This is a genomic window from Arthrobacter sp. TS-15 (assembly GCF_006964045.1).
In the GTDB taxonomy this organism is placed as follows: Bacteria; Actinomycetota; Actinomycetes; order Actinomycetales; family Micrococcaceae; genus Arthrobacter.
The window spans coordinates 1-1,240 of sequence record NZ_SDXQ01000097.1 but is presented as its reverse complement, the minus strand read 5'-3'; the positions used below and the strand labels follow the sequence as shown (position 1 = coordinate 1,240).

Sequence of the window (1,240 nt, the reverse complement as noted above, 5' to 3'; positions counted from 1 at the left end):
TAGTCTCGTGGGCTCGGCGATCGGTCGCGCGACGACGGCGATCCTCGACTCCGACCTGAAGCTGGCGGAGACCGTGATCGCCGGCGACCAGAAGGTCGACGATCTCCAGCACGAGCTGGAGGCGCGGGCGATAGCCCTGCTGGCCCGGCAGCAGCCCGTGGCCACCGACCTGCGGATCGTCGTCACCTCGCTCCGGATGTCCGCCGACCTGGAGCGTTCCGGCGACCTCGCCCAGCATGTGGCGAAGCTCGCCCGGCTCCGCTTCCCGGAGCGTGCGATCCCGCACGACCTGCACGCCACGATCCTGGAGATGGGCCAGCTCGCGCAGCGCCTGATGGCGAAGGCCGCGGAGGTCATCATCACCAAGGACGTCGACCTCGCGCTGCAGCTGGAGCAGGACGACGACGCGATGGACCTCCTCCACCGCACGCTCTTCCAGCACCTGCTGGACGACCGGTGGAAGCACGGCATCGAGACGGCCGTGGACGTCACCCTGCTCGGCCGTTACTACGAGCGGTTCGCCGACCACGCGGTGTCCGTGGCCAACCGCGTGGTGTACCTGGTGACGGGCGAGCACGCGGACGAGCTCCAGTCCGCGCCGCAGGTGGAAGGGGCGTAGGCCGCCGGCGGTGGGGCGAGGGATGAGGTGCGTGGGCGGGCGCGGGTGATCCCGGGCCGGCCGCGCCCACGCGGCGGAGCCGCACCTCGATACGGCCCCGCGTCCCTTGGGTGCCAGGCGCATTGAGTGCTCGTGAGGGCGCGCGAGCCTCTGTGCGCCGTTGATGCGCCCGACCGGGTGGGCATGCAATGGGTGTAGGCACAAGCCTTCGAGGAGGGACCCATGGCCGAATCCCCCACCACGCCCGACCCGACCCAGGACCGCGAGACCGAGCAGCCCGCCGAGATCAAGAGCCTGCCACTCTTCGGCGCCTGTGGCTGCGGCTCGGGCTGCGGCTGCGGGTGCCAGTCCGGCAATCCGTGCCAGTGCGGCTGACTGCGCCGGTACGGTGACGCGCCGGCGCCGCTGATCCACGTACGACGCACGACTGCGATCCACGTACGCCGCACGACTGCGAACGACCGACCGGGAACGACTGCGAACGGGCCCCACTTCAGGTGCGGGGCCCTTTCGTATGTACGGCCTCCATCACGGTGGAGCGCCGTCCCCGTGTGAGGACTGTGCCGGGCGCCGTCAAGGGGTTACGCGTCCCCACCGGCACTTCCTGACGGCGCTCGGGGG

Annotated in this window: 2 protein-coding genes; both read left to right on the top strand. The window is 71.0% G+C overall.

All coding sequences use genetic code 11. The annotated features are described in order from the left end of the window. A partial coding sequence (gene phoU / locus EU811_RS22995; RefSeq protein WP_142940559.1) for a phosphate signaling complex protein PhoU occupies positions 1–619 on the top strand: 619 nt, incomplete at its 5' end. Between the two features lie 222 nt (positions 620–841). Then, positions 842–994, top strand: coding sequence for a hypothetical protein (locus EU811_RS23840; protein ID WP_165450230.1), 153 nt, complete (start codon positions 842–844; stop codon positions 992–994). Positions 995–1,240 lie beyond the last annotated feature (246 nt).

Bases quoted from the DNA above. Each gene is read 5' to 3' on its own strand.
- EU811_RS23840 (WP_165450230.1), top strand. From the start codon at position 842: ATGGCCGAATCCCCCACCACGCCCGACCCGACCCAGGACCGCGAGACC.